General features: G+C 59.8%; 15 protein-coding genes. 2 read left to right on the top strand and 13 right to left on the bottom strand.

Features of this window, described 5'->3' with window-relative positions:
• Positions 1 to 4 precede the first annotated feature (4 nt).
• Both JW799_RS10530 and JW799_RS10525 read left to right on the top strand, forming a co-directional pair.
• Positions 5 to 1,582 (top strand): FAD-dependent oxidoreductase, encoded by a 1,578-nt coding sequence (locus JW799_RS10530; protein WP_205429702.1) that lies wholly within the window; start codon positions 5 to 7, stop codon positions 1,580 to 1,582.
• Between the two features lie 35 nt (positions 1,583 to 1,617).
• Positions 1,618 to 2,679 (top strand): Gfo/Idh/MocA family protein, encoded by a 1,062-nt coding sequence (locus tag JW799_RS10525; protein WP_080833525.1) that lies wholly within the window; start codon positions 1,618 to 1,620, stop codon positions 2,677 to 2,679.
• Between the two features lie 1,380 nt (positions 2,680 to 4,059).
• On the opposite strand, the gene JW799_RS10520 is transcribed toward JW799_RS10525, so the two are convergent.
• From JW799_RS10520 to JW799_RS10460, 13 genes are all read right to left on the bottom strand, one after another.
• On the bottom strand, positions 4,060 to 5,577 hold the full coding sequence (locus tag JW799_RS10520) for an extracellular solute-binding protein (RefSeq protein ID WP_205429700.1): 1,518 nt from the start codon (positions 5,575 to 5,577) through the stop codon (positions 4,060 to 4,062).
• A gap of 152 nt (positions 5,578 to 5,729) precedes the next feature.
• Positions 5,730 to 6,605 carry a carbohydrate ABC transporter permease gene (locus JW799_RS10515; protein ID WP_205429697.1) on the bottom strand — a complete coding sequence of 292 codons (876 nt, stop codon included), beginning with the start codon at positions 6,603 to 6,605 and terminating at the stop codon, positions 5,730 to 5,732.
• Positions 6,606 to 6,636: 31 nt separating this feature from the next.
• A complete protein-coding gene (locus JW799_RS10510; protein ID WP_080833531.1) occupies positions 6,637 to 7,584 on the bottom strand; it encodes an ABC transporter permease in 948 nt (315 codons plus the stop codon).
• Between the two features lie 106 nt (positions 7,585 to 7,690).
• Entirely contained in the window at positions 7,691 to 9,367 is a 1,677-nt protein-coding gene (locus JW799_RS10505) for a response regulator (RefSeq protein WP_205429695.1), read from the bottom strand.
• A 25-nt stretch (positions 9,368 to 9,392) separates the two neighbouring features.
• Positions 9,393 to 11,222 (bottom strand): sensor histidine kinase, encoded by a 1,830-nt coding sequence (locus tag JW799_RS10500; protein ID WP_080833535.1) that lies wholly within the window; start codon positions 11,220 to 11,222, stop codon positions 9,393 to 9,395.
• 3 nt (positions 11,223 to 11,225) lie between these two features.
• Entirely contained in the window at positions 11,226 to 12,749 is a 1,524-nt protein-coding gene (locus JW799_RS10495; protein WP_205429693.1) for an extracellular solute-binding protein, read from the bottom strand.
• Between the two features lie 782 nt (positions 12,750 to 13,531).
• Positions 13,532 to 14,902 (bottom strand): sugar phosphate nucleotidyltransferase, encoded by a 1,371-nt coding sequence (locus JW799_RS10490; protein WP_080833539.1) that lies wholly within the window; start codon positions 14,900 to 14,902, stop codon positions 13,532 to 13,534.
• Positions 14,903 to 15,174: 272 nt separating this feature from the next.
• Positions 15,175 to 15,639, bottom strand: a complete 465-nt coding sequence (locus JW799_RS10485) for a hypothetical protein (RefSeq protein ID WP_080833541.1) — start codon at positions 15,637 to 15,639, stop codon at positions 15,175 to 15,177.
• Positions 15,599 to 15,970 carry a DUF6036 family nucleotidyltransferase gene (locus tag JW799_RS10480; protein ID WP_205429691.1) on the bottom strand — a complete coding sequence of 124 codons (372 nt, stop codon included), beginning with the start codon at positions 15,968 to 15,970 and terminating at the stop codon, positions 15,599 to 15,601. Before JW799_RS10480 ends, JW799_RS10485 begins: the two co-directional genes overlap by 41 nt.
• 57 nt (positions 15,971 to 16,027) lie before the next feature.
• Complete coding sequence (locus JW799_RS10475; protein ID WP_205429689.1) at positions 16,028 to 16,636, bottom strand: glycerol-3-phosphate acyltransferase; 609 nt, start codon at positions 16,634 to 16,636, stop codon at positions 16,028 to 16,030.
• Between the two features lie 8 nt (positions 16,637 to 16,644).
• Positions 16,645 to 17,739 (bottom strand): glycosyltransferase, encoded by a 1,095-nt coding sequence (locus JW799_RS10470; protein ID WP_205429687.1) that lies wholly within the window; start codon positions 17,737 to 17,739, stop codon positions 16,645 to 16,647.
• A 176-nt stretch (positions 17,740 to 17,915) separates the two neighbouring features.
• Positions 17,916 to 18,143 (bottom strand): hypothetical protein, encoded by a 228-nt coding sequence (locus JW799_RS10465; protein ID WP_080833551.1) that lies wholly within the window; start codon positions 18,141 to 18,143, stop codon positions 17,916 to 17,918.
• Positions 18,125 to 19,024 carry an MFS transporter gene (locus tag JW799_RS10460; protein ID WP_205429685.1) on the bottom strand — a complete coding sequence of 300 codons (900 nt, stop codon included), beginning with the start codon at positions 19,022 to 19,024 and terminating at the stop codon, positions 18,125 to 18,127. The genes JW799_RS10465 and JW799_RS10460 overlap by 19 nt, the downstream gene beginning before the upstream one ends.
• Between the last annotated feature and the right edge of the window lie 7 nt (positions 19,025 to 19,031).

Genomic DNA, 19,031 nt, shown 5'->3' with positions numbered 1-19,031 from the left:
GCAGATGGGACGCGAAATTGCAGCCGATATCGTCATCGTCGGCGGCGGAACCGGCGGCTGCGCCGCCGCCCTGGCCGCAGCCAAAGCCGGGCGCACCGTCGTCATGACGGAGGAAACCGCCTGGATCGGCGGACAATTGACGAGCCAGGCCGTGCCTCCGGACGAGCATCCGTGGATCGAATCGTTCGGCTGCACGGCCGATTACCGGAAGTTCCGCGACGGCGTGCGGAGCTATTACCGGGACCATTTTCCGCTGACCGCGGAGGCCCGTTCGCGCGGGGCGCTGAACCCCGGAGGCGGCTCCGTCAGCCGTCTGTGCCACGAACCGCGCGCGGCGGTCGCCGTTCTGGAGCAAATGCTCGCCCCATATGAAAACAGCGGGCGTCTCGCCATTCTCCGCCGGCACGTGCCGGTGCGGGCCGAAACGCACGGCGACAAAATCGTGTCCGTCGACGTTCGCAGCCTCGATTCGGGCGATGTAACGCATCTGACCGGAGCGTACTTTCTCGACGCGACGGAATGCGGTGATCTGCTGCCCCTGGCGGGAGCGGAATACGTGACCGGCGCGGAATCCCGGGAGCAGACGGGCGAGCCGCACGCCGTCGAGGGAGCTCCGAGGCCTGACGATATGCAGGGCTTCACCTACTGCTTCGCCATGGACTATCTCGAAGGCGAAAACCACGTCATCGACAAGCCGGAAATGTACGGCTTCTGGCGCGACTATAAACCCGACTTCTGGCCGGATCGGCTGCTCAGCCTGACGGGCGTGAAGCCGGCGACGATGGAGCCGGTCCGGTACAGCCTGTTCCCCGGGGAGTCCGGCGGATTTTCGCTGTTCCGTTACCGGCAAATCGCGGACGCCGGCAACTATGTCGGCGGGCTGTACCGCGGGAACGTCTCGCTCGTCAACTGGCCGCAAAACGATTATTGGCTCGGGTCCGTCATCGACGTGCCGGAGGAGGAAAAGGAGAAGCACCTTCGGAGCGCCAAGCAGCTCAGCCTGTCGCTGCTGTACTGGCTGCAGACGGAGGCGCCCCGGCCCGACGGCAAGCAGGGCTATCCCGGCTTGCGGCTTCGAAGGGATGTCGTCGGCACCGAGGACGGCCTCGCGATGTACCCGTACATCCGCGAATCCCGGCGCCTCCGGGCGGAGTTCACCGTGCTCGAGCAGCACGTCGCCGCGGACTGCCGGCCCGACGGGCGGGCGGCGGCGTTCGCCGACAGCGTCGGCATCGGCTGCTACCGCATCGACCTCCATCCGAGCACGGGCGGGCAGCCGTACATCGACATCTCGTCGCTGCCGTTCCAGATTCCGTTCGGGGCGCTCCTTCCGGTACGCGTCGACAACCTGCTCGCCGCGGGCAAAAACATCGGCACGACCCATATTACGAACGGCTGCTACCGGCTCCACCCCGTCGAATGGAACATCGGGGAAGCGGCGGCTCTCTGCGCGGCCTACTGCCTGGATCGCGAGCTGAGCCCGCGCGGGCTGCGCGCGCGGCCGGAGGAGCTGGCCTCGTTCCAGCGAATGCTGACCGGAAACGGCGTCGAACTGGCGTGGCCTGCCGTCCGCGCCGTCTGAATATACTTCACTAAACGGGGAAAGAGGGATCAACCATGAGCCAAATCGGAATCGGCGTCATCGGTCTCGGATCGATTTCCGAAATGCATTTGAAATCGTACCGGAACAACCCGGACGCCCGCCTCGTCGCGGTATGCGATCTGAACGAGGAACGCGCCCGCGAGAAGGCGGACAAATACGGCGTTCCGCACGTCTATACGGATTACCGCGAAATGCTGAAAAATCCGGACATCGACGCGATCAGCGTCTGCACCTGGAACAACACGCACGCCCTGTTCGCCGTCGCGGCGCTCGACGCCGGCAAGCACGTGCTCGTCGAAAAGCCGCTTTGCAAAACGGTCGAGGAGGCGCTCGACATCGAGGCCGCCGTCAAGCGTTCGGGCAAACAGCTGCAGGTCGGCTTCGTCCGCCGCTACGGCTCCAACACCCAAATCGTCCGGTCCTTCATGGAAAGCGGAGAATTGGGCGAAATCTATTACGCCAAGACGTCGTGCATCCGCAGATTGGGCAACCCGGGCGGCTGGTTCGGCGATATCCAGCGGTCGGGCGGAGGCCCGCTGATCGACGTCGGCGTGCACGTTATCGATTTGTGCTGGTACCTTATGGGTCGGCCGAAAGTGAAATCGATCAGCGGCAACGCGTACAACAAGCTGGGCAACCGGGCCAACGTGCGCAATTTGAACTACTACAAGGCGGCGGATTACGACGCGGCTCTCAATACGGTGGAGGATATGGCCAACGCCTTGATCCGTTTCGAGAACGGCGCTTCGCTTTACGTGGACGTCAGCTTTTCCCTGCACGCCAAGAAGGACGAACTGACTGTCAAGCTGTACGGGACGAAAGGCGGCGTGGAATTGGAGCCGGAGCTGACGTTCGTGCTGGAAAAAGAGAATACGATCCTGAACGCGGTGCCGCAGATCAACCATTTGACCTTCGATTTCGCCTCGGGGTTCCAGGCGGAAATCGATCATTTCATCGCCGTATGTCAAGGGAGCAAGGAAACGCTCAGCCCGGTCGAGGACGGCGTCGAAATGATGAAAATCCTGTGCGGCGTTTACGAATCCGCCAGGCTCGGCAAGGAGATCGTGTTTGACTGATTCGTTGGCCCATCGGGTTTACGGGGGCGTCCGCATGCGGGCGCCTTTTGCTTTGTCGGGCTGCATTGAAGACGCGGCAAAGCTGCGTTGGATTTCGTCCAATCCTGTTAATTGTTCGAAATTTGGGATATGAAAAAGCGGCCTGGATGGACATCCCGCTCATTCGGGCGTAAATCGGGGGTGATCTTGCGTGAGCGGCATCGTCTTTTCGTAGTTCTCCGGCGACTTAGCGAATCGTCTTTTCGTCATCCGTCCTTCGATTCATAGGAAAGCTGCAAATCTTCATCCTTTTAAGGCAAAACGAGCGGACTGAGCGAAATTCATGCAAATGTACAGGTTTTCCGGAGCGAATGCTTCATTTGAACCTGTTTGAGCACCCAAAAACTGCATTTTCGCATTTCTGCTCCCGCCGAGCCTCCACCATTTCAGGAAAAGCCTGCATGATTGCAGGTTTCATCGCGATCGCGGGTAAATCAAAAGCTTCGGAACGACGCTCCAGCCTTTTTTGCTACCATTTTGTGGTTAATCAACAGGCCTGGATTTCGTCCAATCAAACTCGCCGCCCCCATCATGTAGCGCACCCCGTGCGCTCATGGCCGTCTAACCCGCCGCGTCCCCGTCATTTGGTGCATCCCGTGCGCTTCATGGCTGCCAAACCCGCCGCGTCCCCATCATGTAGCGCACCCCGTGCGCTACATGGCCGTCTAACCCGCCGCGCCCCCATCATGTAGCGCACCCCGTGCGCTACATGGCCGTCTAACCCGCCGCGCCCCCATCATGTAGCGCACCCCGTGCGCTACATGGCCGTCTAACCCGCCGCGTCCCCATCATGTAGCGCACCCCGTGCGCTACATGGCCGTCTAACCCGCCGCGTCCCCATCATGTAGCGCACCCTGTGCGCTACATGGCCGTCAAACCCGCCGCGTCCCCATCATGTAGCGCACCCCGTGCGCTACATGGCCGTCTAACCCACCGCGTCCCCATCATGTAGCGCATCCCGTGCGCTTCATGGCTGCCAAACCCGCCGCGTCCCCATCATGTAGCGCACCCCGTGCGCTACATATTCGCCAACCTCCGTAATATGTAAACTTCGTCCCAAAAGAAATCGCCCCCCGCCGGAATTCGGAATCCCGGACGGAGGGCGATTCTATTACGCGCCATGCCCGCCGTGTTTTGCAGCTTCCGAAGCGAAGAAGCGCGAGCGGTTTACCGCGACTTTGAACGCTTGCGATACTGATTTGAGTTGCGAGACTTCCAACATTTGCGATACTGCAACTACGGGTTACCGCGGCTTTGATCGCTTTCGACACTGAATTTGAGTTGCCGCACTTCAAGTCATAATACTTCGACATCGAATCGCGGCAACTTCGAGCGCTTAACTTACGGCGACTTCGAGCTCTTGTACCAGTTGTTGGCGCCCTCGGTCATTTCGGCGCCGCCCTGCTCTCGCCATCTTTCCAGGAAAGCGTCGTAATTGGACATCGGCTCCGTGCCGGCGATGAAGTTGATCATGTAGTCGAGCTGGAGCTGCATCAGGTTGAGCTTGTTTTTGGCGACTTCCGGAATCGGCGGCGCGAGGGCGAGCGGGTCGGTGACGATCAGCCCTTCGGCGTTCGCCTGGATTTTCTCGAAATACGATTGCAGAATCGGGTCCTTGCGGACGCGCGCCTGCCAGTAAGCCGGGTAGTTCGTCTCGTCCACGCCGGTCATGAAGGCGCTGGCGTTGTTCAGGTCGTCGTTGAACGCGGGCAAAATCGGGTAGTAGGCTCCGTCCTTGACTTCATGATGAACGCCCTCTTTTCCGATCGCGAGCTCGATGAAAACGTCTTTTTGCAGCTTGGCATCCAGGAACTTGATGGCGTCTTCCTTGTTTTTGGCGAATTTCGGCACGACGGCGTACCAGGTCGTTCCGCTCTGCGCGTAAACGGTCGCCTTTCCTTCCTTGTCCTTCAAAAACGGCACGAGCGACACCCGTGCGTCCGGGAAGTTCTCGGTCAGCGCGTTGATCGTGGCGGGCGAGTTGTACCAGGCGATCTTGAACATGGCCGCCTGGCCGCCGGAAAACTTCTCGATCGCCTTCGCGTTCGTGTTGAGCGGCAGCTCGATATCGAGCAGGCCTTCCGAATACAGCTTGTTCATGTAGGTCAGGAAATCCCGCATCCCCTGGGTTTCCACCTGGTGCACGAGCGTGCCGTTCACGTCCGTCCAGTCGGTCGTCACGCCGAACGTCGCCGCGATATCGCCGAGCAGCGAGCTGATCGCGTCCTTGCTTCCCGTAAGCGGAATGACGTTTTTCTTTTCCTTGAACGCCTTGAGCACCTCGTACAGCTCGTCGGCATTCGTCGGCATGGACAGTCCGAGCTCATCCAGCCAATCCTGCCGCACGACCAGCTCTTCGCTGATCGCGATGCCCGCGCCCGTCTCCGGGATGCCGTAGATTTTCCCGTCGATTTTGGCGCTCTCCCAGGACGCGGGGGCGATCGCCTGCCGAATGTTCGGACCGAGCTGCTGCACCAGATCGTCGAGCGGCTCCAGCGCGCCGGAGCTGGCCAGGTTGTAAAATTGCGCCGCGTTCAGCTTCATCACGTCGTAGGGCTCCTCGTTCAGCACGAGCAGATTGAGCGCTTCGTCCGCATTTTCCGCGGGAAGCATTTCGTAGTTGACGGGATAGCCCGTCTTTTCCGTAATGACTTTTGCCGTGTACTCCTGGTTCGGATCGAACGCGCTGTACTGCATGAGTACCCGCAGCTCCGGCTTGGACGAAGGGGAAGACGCCCCCCCGGACGCGGACGGCGAAGAGCTTCCCGCCCCCTGCCCTTCCGGTTCGTTGCCCCCGCAGGCGGCGACCGCCACGGCCAGTACCGGGACGAAGACGAGCTTAGCCATTTTTCTGATCATGCGCAAACCCTCCCATAGTAAATGTTCATGCGGATCGACCGGCATACCGAAAGGCCGCTTGGCCTGTTCGCTCTCTTTCCTTTTTGGCCATCACCCCCGTCAACGGATATCGCCCGCTTCCCAAAAGCGGCTTGCGCCGGCACGCATCCGGCCTACTCTTTGACCGAGCCGACCAGCACGCCTTTGACAAAATATTTTTGCAGAAACGGATAAACGATCAGAATGGGGACGGTCGCGACCAGAATCGACGCCGCCTGGATGGACTGGGGAGCGGTATTCATTTCCGCATCCGCGTTGATGGCCGCATTTCGGATAAAATCGCTCGAGGCGGCGAGCAGCTCTTTCAGGAACAGCTGCATCGGCTTGAGGCTCGGATTGGTAATGTAAATCATCGCGTTGAAATAGTCGTTCCAGTAGTACACCGCGAAGAAAAGCGCGATCGTGGCCAGCACCGGCATCGACAAAGGCAAATAGATGAGGAACAGAATGCGCAAATTGCCCGCGCCGTCGATTTTGGCGGATTCCTCGAGACTGTCCGGCAGCCCTTCGAAATAGTTTTTGATGATCAGCATGTTGTACACGTTGACCATGGCCGGAAGGAACAGCACCGGCAGCGTGTTCACGAGGTTCAAATTGTGCATGAGCAAATAGGTCGGAATCAGGCCGCCGCTGAACAGCATCGTGAAAATGAACAGCAGGAGCAGCCACTTGCGCCCGCGAAGCCGGGGCTTGGACAGCGGGTAAGCCGTAATCGTCGTGACGAACAGGCTTAGCGCGGTGCCGATCAGCGTCAGCGTCACGGACACGCGGAGAGCGTTCAGAAACGCATCGTCCTGCAGGACGAACCGATAGGTGCCGAATTGGAGGTCGATCGGCAGCAGGCTTACCCTGCCCGAGACGACGGCGTTTTCGCTGCTGAGCGATTTCGCGAGCAAATTGACGAAAGGCAGCAGCGTCGTAAGGCCCATCAGCGTGAAAAACGAATAGTTAAAAACGTTGAACAATCGTTCCGGCCACGAAAGTCGCATAGGTTCGTACCTCCTTCATCGATGTCGGCCGTCACCAGATGCCGCGCTTCAAATATTTGCGGCTCAGGTAGTTGCCGGAGATGACGAGAATGAAGCCGATGACGGATTCGAACAAGCCGACCGCCGTCGTAAAGCTGTACTCCTGCCGGCCCATGCCGACCCGGTAGACGTAGGTTCCGATGACATCGGATACTTTGTATACGGTCGGGTTGTACATCGCCAAAATTTGCTCGGTCCCGGCTTCGAACAGGCTTCCGAGGCGCAGGATGAACATGAGCACGATGATCGGCGCGATGCCGGGCAGCGTAATGTGCCAAATTTGACGGAAGCGGCTGGCGCCGTCCATGCGGGCCGCCTCGTAAAGTCCGGGATCGATCGTCGAGAACGCCGCCAAATATACGATCGTGCTCCAGCCCGTTTCCTTCCAGCCCGCCGTCGCGACGAGGACGCTGCGAAAATAATCGTTGTTCATAAAAAAGGCGATCGGCGCGAATCCGAGCTGTTCGAGCCATTTGTTGACGATGCCGCCGTGGACCGACAGCAGGTCGATGAACAGGCCGCTGACGATAATCCAGGAGAGGAAGTGAGGCAGATAGATGACCGTCTGGATCGACCGCTTGAACGCCATGTTTTTCAGTTCGTTGAGCAAAATCGCGACGATAATCGGAAGGGGAAACAGAATGACCAGCTTGAGCAGGCTGATGATCACCGTGTTCCGCAGCACGAGCGAAAAGTCGCTCGACGTGAACAGCCGCTCGAAATGCTCGAATCCGACCCAGGGGCTGGCGGCCATGCCGTCGAAAATGTTGAAGTCCTGGAACGCGATCGAAATGCCGTACATGGGGGTGTACTTGAACAGCAGGAGGAAGCAGATGCCGGGCACTAGAAGAAGATACAGATCCCACTCGCTGCGAATGCTCGTCCAGGCGGACGTCCTCTTTCGAGGGGATCGTAGAAGGTTCGGTTCGCGGGAAGCCATCGCATATCCCCTTATCCTTTGGGCTGGTTGGTTTACAGCTTCAAGTTTAGGGGGAAACGGGCGGCGTTAGTAGGAGAGGATCATGACCGTTTTTGGTAGTTTGATGTCATTGCCTCAGCTCTCCGGGGGTCACTCCCCAAAATTTCCGGAACACTTTCGTAAAATAGCTGACATCGCGATAGCCGACCATCCGGGCGGCGTCGTACACTTTGGCTCCCTCTCCGAGCGCCTGCTTGGCCTTCTCCATTTTCAGCTCGAGCACGTAAGCGGAGAAGGTTTGTCCCATCTCCTGCTTGAACAGCCGGCTCAAATACGACGGGTTGACGAACAGCCTCTCCGCCGCCATATGGAGCGTCACGTCCCGGTCGATCTCCTCGCGCGCGATCGCAAGAAGCTCCGTGACGAAATGGTGCCGCCTCTCCTTGCGCCGGCGGTGTTGGGATTCCGCGATCGCCGCCACGCTGCCGTCCAGCCAGTCCCGGATCTGCTCCTTCGTCGTCAGAAGCTTCGCGTTTTGGAAATACGGGTAGTGCTCCCGCAGCGTCTCGCGCGCGCTCATTCCCTGCCTTTGGATAAAACGCAGCAGCAGGCTGCTCACGGCCAAAATGCCGTCGTACAGCTCGTCGACCGTCCCGGCCTCCGACAGGCTGACGTTCCAGATCGCGTAAAAAGCGCGCCGCGCCGCTTCCGCATCCCCGGTTTCGAGCGCGGCTTCGAGCGCGTTCTCCAGCTCGGCCCCGGCCGCCGGAGCGGAGGAGGCGGCCGCGGCCGTCTCCTCCGCTTCGCGGTACGGGATGGCGATGCCCGTACCGTACACGATGCGGTCCTGCAGCGCCCGGCACGCCTGGCGGTATAGCCGGCGCAGCTCGTGCAGGCCTTCGGCCGCGCCGCTGATGCCGGCCGTGCAGACGATGCCGAGTCCCTCGCGCGCCCGGATCATCAGCTTGTCCAGCGCGGCGCCGGCCCGCATCACGTCGGCCGCCCCCGCCTCTTCCCCGGGCGGCAGCGCGAAAATAAGAGCGACATAGCCCTGGCCGTCCATGCTGATCCAGCAGCCGTCGCAGCCGAGCAGCGATTGCGCCAGCAAATAGACGGAAAAACGAGCCTTGGCGCTGTCCGCGGGAATCCCGCCGGAAGCTTCGCCGAGCCTTTCGCCGGACGTCATGCCGGGGGCGGCTTCTTCCGCCATCGCTCCCGTTCTCCCGCCCGTTTCCGGCTCGGCATCGAGCACGGCCACCGCATACCGGCTGCCTTCTCCCTGCTCCAGGCCGTATTCGGACGCCAGCCGCTCCGCTTCGCCGGGCGCGAATTCGCCCCGGAACAGCCGGTTGCAGAAGGCGTCCCGAAGCTGCGGCAGGTGGTCGTCCCATTTGCGGCGCAGCAGCTCCTCGCCGTATCGCCGGTCGAGCTCCTGCCGAAGCTGGGCGGCCGCCCCCGCGACGGCTTCGAGAATGTCGCGCTCCCCGGCCGGCTTCAGCAAATAGCTGGACACGCCCGCCTCCATCGCCTGCTGCGCGTACGCGAAGTTGTCGTGCCCGCTCAGGATGACCGCCTTCATGAGGGCGTCCTTTTCCCTCAGCGCGCGGACGAGCGTCAGCCCGTCCATCTCCGGCATCTGCACGTCGAGCAGCACGATGTCCGGCTTTTTCAGGTCGAACAGCCGAAGCGCTTCCGCGCCGTTCGCCGCCAGCGCCACCACCTCGATCCCGTTTTCCTCCCACGGAATGGAGCCCGCGAGCGACTGCCGCAGCCGCGCCTCGTCCTCCACGATCATCAAGTTCATCCGATGTCACTCCTCGTTGTCGGCGTTAACCCGCTTTTTTTCCGTCCTCTTCCGTTTCGTCCGGGTTTTGCTCGTACCGGCACCGCGCGAGCGGAATCCGGATCGCCGCCGCCGTCCCGCCGTTTTCCGCGCTGTCGATTTTCAAATCGGCCTCCGGGCCGTAATAGAGCAGCATCCGGGTCATAATGTTGCGCAGCCCGAAGAAATCCGCGCGCTCCTCCTCGGCGAGGGACAGCAGCCGGAAATCGCGCTGCTTCAGCCCGTCCAGCTCGGCATGCAGCAGAGCGAGGCGCTCGTAAGGCATTCCCTTCCCGTTGTCCCGCACCTCCAGCACGAGATCGGGCCCGTCGATCCGGCCGGAGACGACCAGCTCTCCCCCGTCCTCGCGACCTTCCATCCCGTGCAAAATCGCGTTTTCGACAAGCGGCTGCAGCAGCAGCTTCAAAATCGGCACGGATTCCGCCTCGGGCTCGATTTCGTACCGCACGGAAAAGCTGTCCAAAAACTTCAGCTGCTGAATGCGGACGTAATAGTGAAGATGCTCGATGCTTTCCCGGACCGGGATGACGTCCTTGCCCTTGTTAAGGCTCAGCCGGAAAAATTTCGAGAGATTGAGCACCATCTCCTCGATTTCGCCGGCCTCGTAGTTTTTGGAGGTCCAGTAGATGGAATCGAGCGTATTGTACAAAAAATGCGGATTGATCTGGGACTGCAAAAATTTCAGCTCCGTCCGCGCGATGCGCAGCTGCTGCTCGTAATGATCCTCGATCAGGTGCTTCTGGTAGAGCGCCATCTGGTTGAAGGCGTTCATCAGAAAGCCGAGCTCGTCCTTGCGCTTGTGGTCGACCGTTACGTCGAGCACGCCGGCGCTCATTCGCTTCATGCCGCGGGCCAGGCGCTTGACCGGCGCGGCGATGCCCCGGTACACCGTCCAGGAAATGACGACCGCGAGCAAAACGCTGAGCCCGACGATCAGATAAATGTAGCCCTGAAGCTGGTTCGTCCGGCTGAACACTTCGTTTTTCGGCTGGAGCAGCGTCATCCGCCAGCCGGAGTACTCCGACTGGATCGCGGCGGAGAGCATGGAGGAGGGGGCCGTCCGGAACGCCGCTTCCGTGTCGGCCCGCCCTTCCCCGACGATCATCGAACCGTCCTGCCCGTACAAGGAAACGTAAGCGTTGGGCGAAGGAAGCAGCGACCGGATCATGCTCCGCAGCTTGCTCTTGTCCAGCGAGATGATGAGCGCGTTCGGCTGCCTTCGCAAATTGTACAAATCCATGGAGCGGACGAGCGACAGGCTGTCGGACAGCAGCTCCGGGCTGTTCGTCGCCAAATCCAGGACGACGTCGGTCCCGGTTTTGTACAAAATGCCGGTGCCGATCCGATCCACCGTCGCGGAAATCCACTGCTGCTCCCCGTTCGTCAGCTTCCTCGCGCCGTAGCTGGTCGAGACGAGCGTATTGGACGCGGCGTGGTAGACGGATATTTTCTGCGCGAACGGGTTGCTCGACTTCAAATTCGACAACTGCTTCAAAATTTCCGAAAAATCCATGATCGACTGCGCCGAAAGCTCCGGCTCGATGCCTTCGAGCAGCCCGAGCAGCGTCGGATCGGTCGCGATGATCGTCGACAGCTGTTCCGCGTTTTGCAGCGTCAGATTCATATAGTCCATCGTGGACGAAAGCGCAAGCTCGGCGCGCTCGATCGTCTGCTCGTACAAATTCCGCTTGGACTGCTCGACGGCGTAAATGCTGATCGTCATCAGCGGCAGCAGAATGATCAGAAAGTAAAAGGTCAACCTGAACTGGATGTTGCGGGAAAACGCCTCCCGGATTCCGCCGATCCCGATTCGCATGCCCTATCGCCCCGTTCCCCTCTTCTGCGCGCGGTACCATTCGTTGACTTCGCGGGTCGTTTCGGCTCCCCCGGCGGCATGCCAATCCGCGACGAACTCGTCGAAGGCGTCAAGCGGCTCGAGTCCGAGGACGATCCGGTCGAACACGCTCGTCTGCAGCTCCTTCAGCTCGCGCATGTATCGGCTCATCGACGGCGTCGCCAAGCCGACGAACGCATCCGGAACGATATTTCGTTCGATGATGCGCAAATTTTCCGTCAGATGGAACTCGCCGAGCGAGTCGAAGCGCTGTTCGTTCAATTCCGGATTATAGTAATCCGTCAGCGCCTGATAGATGCCTCTGTACTGGTGCTTGTTGTGCTCCTTGAAATCGGTCTTCATCCGGCCGTTTTCCATGCGCCAGACTTCGTTTTCGAAGCCGAGCTTCAGCGTTTCGTACCCTTCCCCCGCCGTAAAATCGAGAAACTGCACCGCCGCCTCGGGATGGTCGCTCCCCGCCGGAATGACGTTGTAGGACCGGACCGGCTTCGTTGCGTACACGCCGGAATCGCCATGGGGACCGACAGGGTATTCCAGCGCAATCCATTCCGCCGCGGGATTGTGCGCCTTGCTGTTACGGATAATGCCGCGCGTATCGTACCAGGCGGCCGAGTACAGGCCGATTTTGCCCGCCTCGACCTGCTCGGCGAGATTCGCCGTCTGGTTGAGCGGAAACATCGGCTCCAGCCAGCCTTCGGCGTACAGGCGCGCCAGAAAAGCCAGCGCTTCCTTCGTCTCCGGCACGATGCCGCCGTAGACAAGCTGTCCGTCCCGCTCGAGCCACTGGTCCGGCTGGGTGCCGAACGCGCCGAAGAATGGGCTCGAGCGGCCAAGCTCTTCCGTCAAAATAAGGCCGTATGTATCGTCGATGCCGTTGCCGTCCGGGTCGTCTTCCGCAAAGGCGCGAATGACTTCGGCATATTCGTCCAGCGTCGTCGGGGGCGCAAGTCCGAGCCTGTCAAGCCAGTCCTTGCGGACGTACATCAGCTCCATCCCCTTGACCTCGTACTCGCTCGGAATCGCGTAAATTTCCCCCTCGTAGCGGACTTGATCCCAAAGCGCCTCGGGGATGTTTTCCAGCAAGTTCCGCCCATAGCTCTCCAGCAGGTCGTCGAGGGGGAGAAGCGCGCCTTGCCGGACATAATTGTCCACCCATACCCCGTTGCTCACGTTGATCAGGTCGGGCAGCACGCCCGAAGCCATGATCGCGTTCAGCTTGTCTTCGTAAACGTCGAGCGGCGGCAGCAGCACGTCCACGTCGAGGCCGGTATGGCTTTCGATATAATCGAGATACGGATTGTCGTTCTCGTCCATCCCTTCCGGATAAGGCATGTCCAGTCCGTTGATGACGATCGAAACGTCGGGCAACGGGGCGCTGGCATCCGAGTGCGAAACGGAAGGGGCGGAGAAAAGGCTGCAGCCGCAGCCGAGCACGGCGGCCGCTCCGAACAAGGATACCGATTTCAACAATGCCGCGGGCTTCCTCATGGCCTCCTCCTTCCGGCGGCCGTCGCGCCCGGGCTGTCGCCGGGCCGCCGCCCGAACGGAGCCGAAACGGCGGCGGCGAAACGGCTCCGTTTTCCTTTTGTAGCCCATTTTATATGGAGTTAATAAAAATAAAAAGAGTGAATATTTTCATAATTATGAAGCGACAATCGTTGTCAATATACGCCTAATTTTATGGGAAATACTAGAGGATCGTGTCGGAAGGAAGGCTGACGGCCATTCTTCGGGGATCGGAACGCAGCATCTCTCGCGCCGTTCTCACGTTCCCTGAGCGGGTCCGAAAAAAGGTCAGCGTGCGTGCGGAGGCGGCGAAATGGGTCATTTTTACTCAACTGCGAGCGGCTATGTGCGTCTGGCGGGTTGAGATGAGTAATCACGACCCAACTGGATCGTCAGCGTGCGTGCGGAGGCGGTGAGATGGGTCATTTTTACTCAACTGCGAGCGGCTATGTGCGTCTGGCGGGTTGAGATGAGTAATCACGACCCAACTGGATCGTCAGCGTGCGTGCGGAGGCGGCGAAAGGAGTCATTTTTACTCTAATACGTTCGGCTATGTACGTTTGGCGGGTTGAGATGAGTAATCACGACCCAACTGGATCCGCGGAGGCCGAGTCGATTTCGAGAAATATATGGTGGCGAGGCATTTAATCATTTTTCAGGACGACGAAAGGACGCCTTCCGGCGTCCTTGAATGCACTAAAATGAAGACGTTCTCGCCGCTTCCCATGAACCGGCGACCGCGCGCCTACAACCGGTCTCGCCCGTCAAATAAACTGATGGATGGGGATATCGTTCCAGTCGGCGCAAATCCGGACGATATCCTCCTCGATCAGCTCGCTGCCCGTTTGCACCTCGATAAGTTCCACGTCGGTTATCCCCTTGATGCTGTGCTTCGTTCCTTCGGGAATGCGCACGACGTCCCCCGGCTTTACTTGATACGGCTTGTCGTTGATGACGATATCCGCCACGCCGCTGACGATCGTCCAGATTTCGCTCCGTTTGTAGTGCAACTGGTAGCTGATCCACCGGCCGGCCCGAATCAGAATGCGCTTCGTCAGCACCTCGTACCCTTCCGGATATTTCACGTAATCCACGACGCGGTAACGCCCCCATCGCCGCTCCTCGTACATCGGCCGCTGCCGCACGTCGTCGATCACATCCTTGATGCGCGGGCTTTCCTCCTTGGACGTCACCAGAATGCCGTCGGGACTTGCCGCAACGACCGCGCCGCGGATGCCGATAACCGCAACCGGAATGCCCAGCTCGTTGATTAGATGCGTGTTTTCGGAATCGGCCGTGACGATGCCTGTGCCGATCTGATTGCCGCTCATCTCTTCCGTGAGCGTGTTCCACGTACCGAGATCTTTCCATTCTCCCTCGTACGGCAGCACGACGATGCGCTCCTCTTTTTCCGCCACCGCGTAGTCGAAGCTCGTCTTCGGCAGCTCGCCGTAGCTTTCCGACAGCTTTTCGAAGCGGATCGGCAGTCCGAGCTCCGTCAGCTTGCGCAGCATATACTCGAGGCGGAACGCGAACACGCCGCAATTCCAGAGCGCTCCGCTCGCGATCAGCCGCTCGGCCGCCGCGCGGTCCGGCTTTTCGCGGAAGCTGCCGACTCGCAGGACGCCTTCGGCTCCGCTGTCCTCGTCCGACGGCACGATATACCCGTACTTCTCGGACGGCACGGTCGGCACGACGCCCATCAGCGCCAGGTTCGCTCCCGTATCCCGCAGCGCCCGCTCGAGCTGCCGGATTCGCTCGAAAAAGCCATCCTCCACGTACGGGTCGACCGGAAGCACCGTCACGATCGTATCGGGCGAATCGTTATCGACGGAGTACAGGTAGGAAGCCGCCAGCGCGATCGCCGGGAACGTGTCCCGCCGCTCCGGTTCGACGATCAGCGGCACGTCCGGTCCAAGCTGGCTCATGATCATTTCCGATTGCGCGCGGTTCGTGGCCACGCAGGCGGACTGCCCGAAACCGGCTTTCGACAGCTGCCGCCATACCCGCTGCACCATCGATTCGGCTTCGCCGTTCGGCCCCTCTAGAACTTTCAAGAATTGTTTCGATCTGGAATCGTTCGACAGCGGCCACAGACGTTTGCCCGATCCTCCGGACAACAAGACGAGTTTCAACGCAATCACTCTCCTAAAAAAGGCTGATACGACCTATTTACCCGCAGGAGGCCGAATTAGAATCAGCTTTCGAGAGTTCGTCTTGCCGATCTCGGTGCCGCCATTTCCCCTTTCGCCGCCGCTGTCGGCGGCAAACAATCGATGGCGGATTAGAGTCGAAAATTTCGGACAAAAGAAAAAAACCGCCCAAAAGGCGGCTTGGCGATTTGCGAAAAACTTTTCAAGTTCAACCCGAGATGAAAATTCCTCCCTAACGCTCCTGCATTCTGACCCTAAATCGCCTCATCCTCGCCCGGGTATCGCAAATTCACATCCCGCCGGAAGGACTGGACGAACGTCCAAATCAGCTTTTGCAAGTCCTTATAGTCCTCCGGAAGCGGAGTTCCGGGGAAATCCGCGGGATCCGCCCCTTCCAACAAGATGTCGCAGAAGCGGTCGAGCATGAAGTCGTTATACGGCAGACCGTTCATCCTCATGCCGAACAGCGCGGCGCGCATGGCGGCAACCGTTTCCTTCGGAACGGCCCCCTCATACCGAACGTCGGCGAACGGAAGCAAGTACGGCAAATATGTCAGCCGATGATTTCGATGAGAAGCCTTCCGGATTCGCGTCAGAACGGCGTCCGGCTTCTCCGCTTCCAGTTTCTCGTCAAGCCACTTTTCCGCAAGCCCGAAAACGTATTTTCGGAACGCCTGCTTATACTCCGTCTCCGGAACGATCTTGACAGGCAGCCTCATGCTTCACCTCCGCGAAATTGGCCTCCAGCTCGGCGCTGCCGTCGAACCAATGTCGGTTCCATGAATCGAACAGCCGATCGAGTACCGAAACGTCAACGACTCGTTCCCGAATCATCCGAATCATATCGAACCTGTCCTTGTTCCTGAACGCCGCCAGCTTCGTAAACCAAACATCGTGCGGATCGGCGTAACGGACTGCCAGATTGTCATATTCGCGTTCCACTTTTCGCGCTCTGGTCTTGTAATCGGAAGGCAGGTAAAAGTAATGCTCGTCGAATACTTCAAAACCGTAACGGGTCAGGTAGGGCTTATTTCCGTTTTCCGGATTCATTTCGATCGCTCCCGCACAGAACCTTTGCCTCCATACTATGCCTGCCGGAATCCGGAGTCAAGGCGACTTCTCCCGCTTCGCGATTTGCCGCAGCTCCCGCCGATGCGTATAAAAGAGCAGCAAAAAGTTGCCCAGCCAAAACGCCAAAATCTCCCGCGAATACCCGCTCTCCAGCAAATAGACGCCAAGAAGCAGCATGCCGAGCACCACCTGAAAGCCGTCGGCCGCGGAGGACGACGGCCTGCCTTTCCGCCATAAGCGCCCGGCCGCCAGCAAAATCGCGAGAATGACGGCATAGGCCAAGGACGCGCCGAATCCGGTCAATCCGCTCCACACGCCGAACGTGACCGCGATCGCCTTGCCGCCCCTTCCCTTCATAAACGGGGAAAAGGCATGGCCCGCAACGGGAGCGAGAGCGACCGGAACGATGCCGTAACCGGAAATGGAGCCGGAACCCGCCAGCGCGAGGACCGGCACGTACCCTTTTAAAAAATCGAGCGAGATCCCGGACAAACCGTACGCAAACCCGGCCGCTTTCCACAAATTCAGTCCCCCGGGATTCCCGTCGCCGACCGTTCTCAAATTGCGGCGGGCGATCAGGCCCAGCCAGTAGGAGAACATGAGGGAGCCGGTCAAAAACGAAACCGCCGTCCATACGAGTATCATCGTTCACGTCAGCCTCCCAGGTCGATATCTCTTCCCTTCCAGGCCACGCGTCCTACGAACAGCACCCGATACAGCGAATAAAGCATGACGAACAGGAAAAAGGCCGTGCTCAGCGGATGCAGGAGCGGCATCCATTTTCCGAAACGGCCCGTATAGTTAACGAAATAAATCATTTGCAGCGTAAAAAGAAGGTAACCCGCAGCCAGGGGAAGCCCTGCCGGCGTATGCAGGAAAAACGGCGCCGCTTCCGCGGCCAGGAGCCCGACAAGCCAAAAAGCCGTCAGGAGCACCGTTTTCAGGCTCAACTTGCCGGCGCTCAGCGCCGCACCTTTGCCGAAGCCTTCCACTTCGCTGCGGATGCCGCCGGGGTACATGCGGAAGGACACCAGCCCGCGTCCGATAAAGTTCGTGACCGGAATGCCGGCTTTCGCGAAGTTTGCGCCCAGACTCAGATCGTCGAGCAGCTCGGACTTGACTCCCTCATGCCCTTTGGCCCGGTCGTAGTCCGCTCTCTTCGCGAAGATGCAGGAGCCGTACAGGCCTTTCTGCGGGTTGTTTTTTTCAAAAGGGGACGTAAACGCGAAGATGCCCAAAATGTTGGGGATAAGCGCCAGCCGTTCGTACAATTTCTCCGTATGATGAAACGGCACGACGGAGATGACGCCGCCCGTACGCTCTCTTGCCGCAAGCAGCGACTCCAGCGCGTGCGGGGCCAATCTGACGTCGGCGTCCAGAAAAGCGATCAAATCGCCGGAAGACCGGGCGTAACCGTTCCAGACCGCCCAGTTTTTGCCCGTCCAGCCGGGGGGAAGCGGCGGATTTTCGATCGTTTCGACCCCGCAGCTTTCGGCGATTTCCTTCGTCCGGTCTTCCGAAGCGTCGTCCACGACGATGATCTCGTGCGGCGGCAGGCTTTGACGGCGAAGCGATTCCAGAAGAAAAGGAAGGCTTTTCTCTTCGTTTCTCGCGGGAATGATGACGGACAGCTTCCCGGCGGCGGAAAAGGGGCGGCGGACGATCGGAACCGCGTTTTTGCGAAACAGGATGAAACCGGCCGAACACGAAAGCGCAAGCAGAACTGCCAGGACCGTTTGAAATCCCATGTCATCCGCCCCCTTGCATTCTATTCTATGACGCCGATCCGAAAACAGAATGGTTTGCCCAGGCTTCGCGAAAAGCGAAATCGCCCGCGCCTCGAAGCCGGAACATTGCAAGCATCCCAAACGCGCTTTAGCACGGTGAAGGCAGCCGCCGACCCGCTAAAAGCGGGCCAGAGGCTTCATCCTTTGACAGTCCGAACCAAAATCGGAATCATCCCGAACGCCAGCACGGCCAACCCGCAAAACGACAGCGCGTAGCCACCGGAATGATCGTGGGACAGCCCGACAAGAAGGGGGCCGAAAGCGCCGATTAAATAACCGCCAGATTGGGTCATGGCGAACCAGGCGCATGTCTCCTCCGGACTTCGCGCTTTCATGACCGGCAGCGTCAAGACGAGCGGGAGCAAACCGCCGGCTTCAAGGCCGAGCAGGATCGCGGCCGTCCATCGAACGCGACGAGCACAAGCCCGACATGCAGACGGTTGCCGGAACGACTCATCAGTACCGGCACCGCTAGTCCGACCGGCATTGAGACGAGCGAGAATAGCGTCAGCACGGCGCCGCCGACCGTCCGCCCATGCCCCAAAGCTTCGGCAACGGGTCCGAGCCGCGCCAAAATGGAATAGTAAACGAAGGAAACGAGGCCGAAAAAGAGGGTCAGCAGCCAGGCGCGGGAATCCCGCAGCGGAAGCCGCCGCCCTGCCGTCGCGCCGGCTTTCGAGGGAATCGGCTTCCCCGATTGCCGGGCGATCCGCAGCAAGAGCGCCAGAGTCGCAACCGCGAGCCATCCCCAAAAAGCCAGAGACGCCCGCCACGATCCGCCGAACGCCCCTTGGAGCGGCACGGACAGGCCGGAGCTCAAGGCCGCGCCGATCATCAGCGTCATCGAGTAAATCCCGATGAAGAAGGATTCCCTTTTCGCGAAATGCTTTTTGATGAAGCCGGACAGCAGCGGTCCGGAAACCGCGATGCCGACTCCGGCCAGGAGCGCGGTCGCAAACAGCAAAGCCGGGGAATAAGCGGCGTACCGAAGCAGCGTCGCCGCTCCGATCAGAGCGACGGCGGCGGCGAGCGAGCGTTCCGTCCCCCAGCGCGAGCTCCATCTTACGGCGCTCGGAGCGAAGATCCCCATGCAGAGGACGGGCAGCGTCGTCAGCAGGCTTGCCGCGAAGCCGCTCATGCCCAGATCGCTTCGGATCGTTTCCAGTAGAGGCGACACGGAAGAAATGGAGGGCCGCAAATTGAGCGATGCCAGAAAAAGAGCGATGACGAACAGGAACGTTTTCAAAAACAAG

This window comes from Cohnella algarum (genome assembly GCF_016937515.1).
Classification (GTDB): domain Bacteria; phylum Bacillota; class Bacilli; order Paenibacillales; family Paenibacillaceae; genus Cohnella; species Cohnella algarum.
Note: the sequence above shows the minus strand (reverse complement) of the source record. Positions and strands in the feature narration are given on the sequence as shown.

Excerpts from the sequence above, each read along its gene's own strand:
- JW799_RS10525 (WP_080833525.1), top strand. The coding sequence starts at position 1,618 with ATGAGCCAAATCGGAATCGGCGTCATCGGTCTCGGATCGATTTCCGAA.
- JW799_RS10475 (WP_205429689.1), bottom strand. The coding sequence starts at position 16,636 with ATGATACTCGTATGGACGGCGGTTTCGTTTTTGACCGGCTCCCTCATG.
- JW799_RS10515 (WP_205429697.1), bottom strand. The coding sequence starts at position 6,605 with ATGCGACTTTCGTGGCCGGAACGATTGTTCAACGTTTTTAACTATTCG.
- JW799_RS10530 (WP_205429702.1), top strand. The coding sequence starts at position 5 with ATGGGACGCGAAATTGCAGCCGATATCGTCATCGTCGGCGGCGGAACC.
- JW799_RS10480 (WP_205429691.1), bottom strand. The coding sequence starts at position 15,970 with ATGAATCCGGAAAACGGAAATAAGCCCTACCTGACCCGTTACGGTTTT.
- JW799_RS10510 (WP_080833531.1), bottom strand. The coding sequence starts at position 7,584 with ATGGCTTCCCGCGAACCGAACCTTCTACGATCCCCTCGAAAGAGGACG.
- JW799_RS10485 (WP_080833541.1), bottom strand. The coding sequence starts at position 15,639 with ATGAGGCTGCCTGTCAAGATCGTTCCGGAGACGGAGTATAAGCAGGCG.
- JW799_RS10470 (WP_205429687.1), bottom strand. The coding sequence starts at position 17,739 with ATGGGATTTCAAACGGTCCTGGCAGTTCTGCTTGCGCTTTCGTGTTCG.
- JW799_RS10495 (WP_205429693.1), bottom strand. The coding sequence starts at position 12,749 with ATGAGGAAGCCCGCGGCATTGTTGAAATCGGTATCCTTGTTCGGAGCG.
- JW799_RS10500 (WP_080833535.1), bottom strand. The coding sequence starts at position 11,222 with ATGCGAATCGGGATCGGCGGAATCCGGGAGGCGTTTTCCCGCAACATC.
- JW799_RS10520 (WP_205429700.1), bottom strand. The coding sequence starts at position 5,577 with ATGATCAGAAAAATGGCTAAGCTCGTCTTCGTCCCGGTACTGGCCGTG.
- JW799_RS10505 (WP_205429695.1), bottom strand. The coding sequence starts at position 9,367 with ATGAACTTGATGATCGTGGAGGACGAGGCGCGGCTGCGGCAGTCGCTC.